The 8,613-nt window shown below is 41.7% G+C and carries 3 protein-coding genes; all 3 read right to left on the bottom strand.

Annotation, left to right across the window (positions count from 1 at the left end):
* Positions 1-22 precede the first annotated feature (22 nt).
* From AB4493_RS20000 to AB4493_RS19990, 3 genes are read right to left on the bottom strand one after another with little or no spacing between them, the layout of a single operon-like run.
* A complete protein-coding gene (locus AB4493_RS20000) occupies positions 23-4,714 on the bottom strand; it encodes an OmpA family protein (protein WP_372155681.1) in 4,692 nt (1,563 codons plus the stop codon).
* The gene (locus tag AB4493_RS19995; RefSeq protein WP_372155679.1) at positions 4,707-5,942 is read right to left on the bottom strand and encodes a hypothetical protein; all 1,236 of its coding nucleotides are present in this window, start codon (positions 5,940-5,942) and stop codon (positions 4,707-4,709) included. The genes AB4493_RS20000 and AB4493_RS19995 overlap by 8 nt, the downstream gene beginning before the upstream one ends.
* A gap of 1 nt (position 5,943) precedes the next feature.
* Positions 5,944-7,662 (bottom strand): hypothetical protein, encoded by a 1,719-nt coding sequence (locus AB4493_RS19990; RefSeq protein WP_372155678.1) that lies wholly within the window; start codon positions 7,660-7,662, stop codon positions 5,944-5,946.
* Positions 7,663-8,613 lie beyond the last annotated feature (951 nt).

Genomic DNA, 8,613 nt, shown 5'->3' with positions numbered 1-8,613 from the left:
TATACTCCACGAGGCGGTTTTTTTATTTCTTGAGAATGGACGCTTCAATGATAGTTGCTAAGTATGGGTCTCTAATCCAGGTTACCAGACGCTCTGTACGCTCTGCTGGTATCAGTTTTGCCCAGTTGATGTACATATCTTTGTCAACTTTATAGCTTGGGTCTTCACAATCAGAAAAATAAGATAATTCATCTACATTTTTGTACTGCCTGCCCAACGACATATCAAAGCTTCCAAGTTTGAACGGCGTCTTTTCCGCTGTATTGCGTTGTGCTAGAGAGGACACCTTTAGAACTGCTTCTTGGAATCGACCAGATGTCGAAACAACGGGTCCAAATGGTCGAAGCCCCTTGATTTCTTGACCGTTCAGCGCTTTAAATGCGAACTCGAATCGAGACGCGTAGACGACCTTACCACCGAAATCTTCATCCATGTCTATGTTGGATAGAGCCTCAGAGACAAAATCTGCGTCTATATTTTTGTTAATCACATCGCTGTCATCTAGCATCCATTTAGACCCGTCCTTCTTTAGTATCCCAATATAAGTAAGGTTACTTAGATACTCAGGACCAGAGGTAGTTTCAGAGCCGAATACGGCTTCGTTATCAAAAGTGGTCGAGAGCTTTAGTGAAACCGGAACACTCTGCCATTCGAGATTTTGCCCCTGATACGACTCTTTTCTGTGCTTCCCACCAATGAGCATAACTTCCATAGCGAATGACTTATTCAAAGTCCAATCAAAGCCTTTGATCTCATCTGCAGTAGTGAACATACTGTCCTCGTTCATAAACTGTCGTTTATTTCCGTAGTTGACCGCAATCGCACTGTGCTTAATGTCATCGATAACAGGCTTTGTCGGGCCTTTATGAACTTTACTATGTAAGACAAAATCCAGCGTTAACAAGTCTTTCTCTGACACACGATTTCCGTTCGCTATAAAGCCCGATTTAGCAGAGAGTGTATAGTTATGGTTTGTATCGACCCCTACAGGAATCTGTCTAGGTGACGTAATAAATCGTCCGACTGTCTTGTCCACTCGTACTGGTAGCTTATAGTTGCTTCCAGATAGAGTGAACTCATAGGTCATATTTTTGAAGCCACCGCTGTTTACATATTCTTTGAGTACATCTTGTTGGGAGTCAATTTTTATCACTTGCCCAAAAATCGGACCGAGAGCAACTTTCGATAAATAGCCACTATAATCAACTAAATCATGCTTGGCGATCAAAGGCTTCACTCCAGAGAAGACATCATCACCAAAGTAAAAATACGGCTCAAACTCACAACCAATAAGGACTTTGCTGCCTACTTTTTCCGCCTCAAAAAATTCGGCCAACTCGCCTTTGGGGTCTACACTAAATTCCTCGTGTTTCATCGGCTTGAACATCAAATTAAACTTAGGTCCACTGGTATTAAGTAAACCGTCAGTGCGCTGATAAGACATCTCACACTGAAACACATTTGACGTCATCTGTTTTAGACTTTGTTTGCCTAACACCATTTGCCACTTCAAACGGTGGAAAGGCGATAATCGCACCTTTTTATTTGCTTTTAATCGTGCCTTCTCCCACTCATCAAAGGTGACCCATTTAGAGTTGTCATGAGGCTCAGAGACTAATAACCTAACGAACCCTAGGTCCTCTTCTGATAATCTTTTAGACTCAACATTAAACTGAGTCGCAAACTCAACTAAGCCTCGTTGTTGATCGCGATTATAGAGCTTGTCTTGCACTGGAAACGCGACATTAAACGCCCCAGAAACATCTTTCCTTTTTGGAGCAATATAGTTGGCTTTGTTACGAGTAATGACTTGTTCAGCGATTTCTTCACCGTAACTTTCGATTAATTGCTTGTGTCCCTCACGACGCATGAGTTCTTGGAGCCACAAGTTACACAAGTTTTCTTTTAACTCTGTGTTTAATATCCAGCCATCGGTTTCGATATATCGCTGAATGTATTCATCGATGGCTAATGTTCGCCACTGTTCTGTGAACTCTTGTTCGCCCTCAGAACAAGCTCTTTGAATCAAAAGCACCAAACCATTAATAGCAAGTGCACGACGTTGATAGCGCTTAATCAGCTCCTTTGCACCTGTAGCTTTTCCTAAGTGCTCAACTAACGCATCTGAAGACGTAAAATACATCTCTGTCAATTGGGTATTAATCTCAGCCAATGAATCAATAATTTCTGTGGTTTCATGGCTAAGTTGTTCAATTGCAGATACGCTTTTTCTAACCTCGTTGTAAGAAGACAAGTAATAATCGAAGAGCATAGAGTCTAGCAACTGAGCGCCACTCATCAGCATTTTCCCGCCTTCTTTGACAACGAAAAAGCCTCTTGCTGCGTGTCCTATTATCGGAACATAGCAAGCCATGCCAACGATCATCTCGAAGATAGCTAGCTTGAGCTCTTTTGCAATTGCTTCTTCTCCCAAGTTCGCATTTAACTGAGCCAAACGCGCTTGCTCCATAGCCTTAAAGCCGAGTCGACTCGGTGGAATTCTCGCCGCAAACTCTTGTAGGTAGATTCGAACTTCAACACGTCGGTTAATATTAAGTTGCGCGTTTTCGCGTTTGATTTCGTTGTTTGGTACCTCGACTATCGGTCGACGTTCACCAAAAAATCGAATATCACTGACTGAAGAAAAGAACTCAGCAACATGCTGCGCTCGCTGTTGCGAAAGGTTTTGATTATATTCTGAATCACCGTTTTGACAGGCATGCCCTTCGATTTCAACAACGGCATTTGGAATCTTAGATAATTCTTTATCGACAGCAGCCAAATATGACAAGTGCGGGGCTTGAACCTGGTTGTTATCAAAAGGAAAAACCAAGCGTAAACCAGCACCTTTATGGTCTTTAACAAACATTGCACTGTCTTCAGCAACGTCATTAGGAATGACGTCAGTAAACGTTACATTGTCGCCTAACTTATCTATGATTTGCTTAAGTAGTAATTCCCCACTCTTCAGACTTTCTTTCCAGACTGGTACCCAGTTCAGATAATCGCGTGATACCTGCTCAAAATAACTTTTCCTGAGTTTAGCTTTCTCTTCTGCTAAGCGTAATTGCTCGCTTTTGTCAGTGATCTCTTTTATCTCATAGAAGGTGTTGATTGCATTGAGCCCTGCACCAGCAAAGGGCGACAAAAAGCTTTTGATACTGCCGTTACCTGTCAACCAAGTTCTTGCAGCACTCCCCGCCACAACGTGGGCACTACCATTTCTCGCAGGTTCAATAACCTTGGTAAAGAACTTACTTTTATCAAATCCTTTCTCTTTGAGGAGCGCTTTTAAGCCCACTTGAGCTGCACGCTCAGATTCCGATGCTGCTTGGCGTAAATCTTGAAGAGTTTGGTAAGCTGCTGCAGTCGCCGATACCCCAAATGAAAACTCCAATGCCGAAATCATGGCTGGAGGTAACGCGCCTTTGTCTACTTGCCCCCAAAACGTGTTTGCTAAACTTCCAATCACGTCGTGTTTACTTGAGGGATTTTGATGAATATTAATGCCAGCATTAACCAAACTTGGCGTAACTTTTGTACCAACCTCCCAAAGTGCAGCACTCATACTGGCAGTCGTTCCGCTATTCTCTAGGTTTTCAAGCTCTCCCATTCGGAAAGCTTGTAGGGCTTTAAACTGCGTAGGAAATTGGTATATCAAAGACTCTTCAAGTGAGATCATGTCGCCCGCAACAACCGCGATCTTACCAAACGGTGTCGTTTGACTAAGCGTAATGTATTCTCGTAGCTCGTAGCTGACTCTAGTAGCTTCACCAAACTCATCATACTCTTTGGTTACATTGGTGGCATTCTGGGAAAATTCAGGTATTTTACCTGCCAACTCTCGGTCGAAAACCACTTCAATGGTGTACATACCATCGGTAAAAACCTCCGACGCTAGAGGAAACAACGCTATTGGGCGATTCGAACCATTGATTTTATCAAGTTTAGCCTGCGTTATGATTTTTTCATCTTGCAGGTTGAGGTGCTGTCCGCTCTCCTCATCAAAACGAGTAACTTTAACAATTGCATCAGCATACTCTTGTGTTGAAAACGCTACAGCGAGAAATGAAAAAGTTGGCACGATAAAACCACGAATTGGCTTATCTTCAGGAACAGAGTCATACCATTTGTTATATGTAACTTGCTCATCAGTTAGTGCTTGAGTGCCCGCTTCATATTTAGGCGCAAGTTGTGAACGCTTTACTTCTGTGACAGCGTATTCCACTTTTTTTTCTAGCGAGTTTAGCGTTTGCTCACCACCATACGCTTTTAGACTTCCTAAGATAGAGGCAAGATCTGCGCACGCCTTTTTGATTGGCCGAGCCTTACTCTGCGCACCAATCGCCAACTCTGTAAGCATTGACCACTCAGGAAAAGACAGCTTGTACGTCTTCTGCGCTAACTCATGTACTGGCGAACGCAGTGCCAAAACCTGATTGACGTTGGTTTTTGGGTTTTTCTGAACAGAATCGCCCAGTACATGTAAACGGCCTAAATCGTCTGTCGCCCAAAGAGCAGCGCTTTCCTCACCTAAATTTTTAGCAATGGGAAGCCGAGACATAGGACGGATATTTTTTAACGACTCAATCACAGCCAAGTTATCGCCCGAATTTACATCAACATACTCAGAGCCTTTTTTACCATCAACGGTAGGATACTCAACACCGAACAAATAGATGTCTGTCGGTAAATGCTTAAAGTCGTTACTCATCGTTTTCTACCTCCAGAAAACGCCCACCATTGACATCGGCATTATAAAGAACAGGTGTTTTTGCAATTCGACCCGATTGAACTACTCCCCATGACTGAGCGCCATTTCCATTCATTTCATAACGGTAATCTGCCCCATAACGTCTTATGGTTATTTTTGCTGCTCCTCTCTGTGTTTCATTACCGTTGTTACTGATATTTACAACTTTCGCATAAACGTTCTTTTCCTCTCCTTCGTCAGAGAACGCAAGCCACGTTTTTTCCTCAACGTTGATCAACACTTTGCGGTACGAGTTTACTGCCCACACGTATTTTCCATTAGGGCTGATAGCAGTTTGTACATAAACACGTTCCTTAATCGTTTTTTCTGGTTTAAATTCGTCCTCAGGGAAAATTTTATATAGCATTTTTAAAGTCTTGGCATCGAAAACCACCACACCCAAATCACCCACATAAATGAGCTTACCGTCAACAATGACCGTAGATTCTGAAATGTCGACATCTACTTCTTCTTTGACTCCTGTCGCGAGCGTGTATTTAAAGCGCTTAAAACCGTCTGAGAAGTAGATGTAGCTAGAATCATCCGCCCAAACCAAATATGGCTTGGTGCGCGCACTGCCCAACTGAATGGTCTGTTGCGTTTTTAAGTCAAAGATCGCTTTTATCAGAGGCTCGCCATAACTGTATGCGTATGCCACATAACGATTATTGGGAGAACGGCTCGTCACAAAGGTCTGAGGTGACGCCATACTTGGCATATCATCCGTAACTAAACGTAAATCTGTCCCATCAATTTTCACGCTCCAAATCTTATAGCCATTTTCGTAATCATTTACGAGAGGGTCTCGAGAGCTGACATTATTCCACCAAAACTGAATTCGAGGTTTGTCATAAGAGCTCGCATCAGACAAGTCTTCACGGGGCCACTCTTTTGCTCTGCGAACAGCATAGCCTGGTTTTACGGGAAGTGTACCTGGGTATTCAGGCTTTGACAGATCTTCAGAGTAAACAATAAAGTTGTGCTCACTTTGCCATTGGCAGCGTGGTCCTGTTACATCTTTGCGTTCGAATGACGTTGTTTCACCAACATCGTAACAAGCCTTCGGAGCAGGTTCTTTTTCTACAGATTGTGTTGTTGCAACATTCGAAGCTTGATTACTTTCGTCACCACAGCCTGTTAATAACATAACTGTCGAAAGAAGCGTGATACTTAACGTTGTTAGTTTCATTTTATAATAGTTCCGTGAGTTCAATGTCTTGATAAATTACTGACATTAATACCGTTTTATCTGAGTTATGAGATCGACAATGACGGGTTAGATTGACCCGTTTGACTTCTGGTAGCCAACCACTAAACACAATTTCTTTACAAGACTGATCCACAAACTCGGCCTCACGCAAAAAAATCTTTTGGCTCCATGTTTCATCAACACACGTCAATTGGAAATAATCATCTGGTTGATCGCATTGGGGGTTACTTTTATAGGTAATTACGATGCCTTCAGTTGGGGAGTTAACAACAGCGGCAGCAACACCTTGCTCTTTTTGACTAACGACATTGTAATCTGATTTGCTTGGCGCTTGAGTATCTAGATTCGGCAGCGAAATCACAGGTTCGGAGCTCGCATCAAAGTTATGAGCAGAAGAATAATCGCTGAGGTCTACTTTAACCGCTTTTTCATTATTCCCGCTCTTTAACTCATTGAGTTGCTGAAAATTGAGCTGAGCCCGAGAATAATAAAGAGCAACATCACTTTGTACGCTACCGTTTATTTTGTATGGAAGCCAAATATGAGGCAAAGGAACACCAAGTGGCTCTCTCTTTGTTTTACTTCCAGCCTTAAATGGACTCAATTCGGTTTGAAGTAATTCTGTATATGTTTCGCCTTCGTTAGGCCAATCAGCAACCACTACCTCAACTTCTTCTGCAGTAAGACCAAAAACACGGGCACAAGCATATTCGTTCAACACACCCTCGTAGACTTTTTTACCGTCTTGGTACAACTGAAACGCTTCCCCTGACAGAAATGCTTCGGAGTCTTCATCATATAAGCTGATATCGACCGATCTTTGAGGCGAGGACTTAGTGCTTTGATAGAGCGATAGATCGATATCAGAAAAGCGTCCGTCGTTTTGAATTTGGATTTCTCTCCAAACTTCTAATTGCCAAACGACATAAACGTAACCACGATCAATCGATACATACCCTGAATCACCTTTATGAACAGGAACCACCGGCACCAACACGTTATCCCACTCATCCATCTGAGTCACTTTATCAACGGGTTGCAGGTCTTCGGTTAATTTAAGCAAAATCGGCTGAGGCTGGTCAGAACAAGGAATTTTGATATAGAGCGTTTTCCCCTCTACTTCAAGATCTTTAAATGTCGCGAGGCTTCGGTGTTTATTTTCTCGATCTGGCTTACCTACCGTCACTTTTTCTTTTTGAGTATCGGTAGTTCCTAACATCAGACAGCCAGCATTACTCGACCACTGCCCTGCAAACTCGACAACGATTTTATGTTCTGGGGAAGGTTCAACCGGCGAGAAGCTGTAGTGACGTGCCAAAGGTACATCATCGACAACTTGCTGGTAGTTGGCTTTGTGAACACGCTCTCCAGTGCCCTTACTTACCCTGTCGACATGTAACTTCAGCCGAGGGAAGCTTGCTAGTTGCTTACTCGTTAGTGGACTACATCTCACATTGGATGAAAGACAAACCCAGTTCGCTTTTACAAGTTCTACTCGAATAGCATTGAGCAGGCTGTGGACATTTTTTTTAGCCGACGCAGTAATCTGCTGAACCAGAGTGCTTGGTAACTGAGCCAAGATGTTTTTAGGGGTGCGCGCACGCGAAAATAGCCCGATACACTCATCCGGTGTTAAGACATATTGAAGGTCGTTCGTACTGAGAGACGAACTAGATATAAATTTGCAAACTAAGTGCATTTGGATTCTCCACAACCTACAGGTATATATAGTTGCGGTGATAACTAAGCTGATAAGGCTTAAAAAACGATTTGGTTAAATAAATTCTACGCGTAATGCTTATAAATTTCAATAGATTAGAAGGAGTATCGTCAAAAACCATAACACTAGCAATAAAGCTAATTAAACAGGATAAATAGTCATTTCGTCTGACCAACTAAAAAGGCAAATCAATTTGAACGGATGTCACATAACAATCATTTCATTGCGTACTTAAGTAAATACTAACTAGACCAAACACACATATCTGGTGGAAGCATTTCATCGATTTAGAAGGTTATATTGAGCATTTTCTCATCTGTAAAAAAGAAAAAAAGTGGGAATAAATTCCCACATAAACTTAGCCAATATAAATAGAATTTATTTTGGAACACTAAATTGGCTTAAAAGGGCGGTACTAAAGTACCAAAATGCAGAACACCACATCAAATAACGATGTGATATAAACACTATATATATTATGCATTTAATATCAAGATGGCACTTTTATAGAGATAACACCAAAAACTACTATGCAAAATATCTATACAATTGCCATTCTGATTACATCACCAGTTATATTAGTTATCTGACTAAAAATATGACTAAATAATGAAATAGGAAAAACAAAATAATTTTCATTTCAATGACTCAGCATCACTAAACTAATCAATATTAGTCACTGCTGTACAAAAAATCGACTTGAGGAGAATAGAAATGATTAAGTCCACTGTGCATATTCAAATTTCTACAACCTGTAGTACGTTTAACAGATTGATAGGAAGCATAGGCTTTGTTTCCTAATTGGATCTCAGATAGAAACGGCCAGTATGGGTGATTATTAGGCTATTTCTATCGTTTTAGGCATACCTAACCCTGTGAGCTTATTCAACGCTTTAATCATGGCGTAGGTTTCACCAACCTGAGCATTAT

Source organism: Vibrio sp. 10N.222.55.A1, from assembly GCF_041473835.1.
Lineage (GTDB): Bacteria > Pseudomonadota > Gammaproteobacteria > Enterobacterales > Vibrionaceae > Vibrio > Vibrio crassostreae_C.
Note: the sequence above shows the minus strand (reverse complement) of the source record. Positions and strands in the feature narration are given on the sequence as shown.

Bases quoted from the DNA above. Each gene is read 5' to 3' on its own strand.
- AB4493_RS19995 (WP_372155679.1), bottom strand. From the start codon at position 5,942: ATGAAACTAACAACGTTAAGTATCACGCTTCTTTCGACAGTTATGTTA.
- AB4493_RS20000 (WP_372155681.1), bottom strand. From the start codon at position 4,714: ATGAGTAACGACTTTAAGCATTTACCGACAGACATCTATTTGTTCGGT.
- AB4493_RS19990 (WP_372155678.1), bottom strand. From the start codon at position 7,662: ATGCACTTAGTTTGCAAATTTATATCTAGTTCGTCTCTCAGTACGAAC.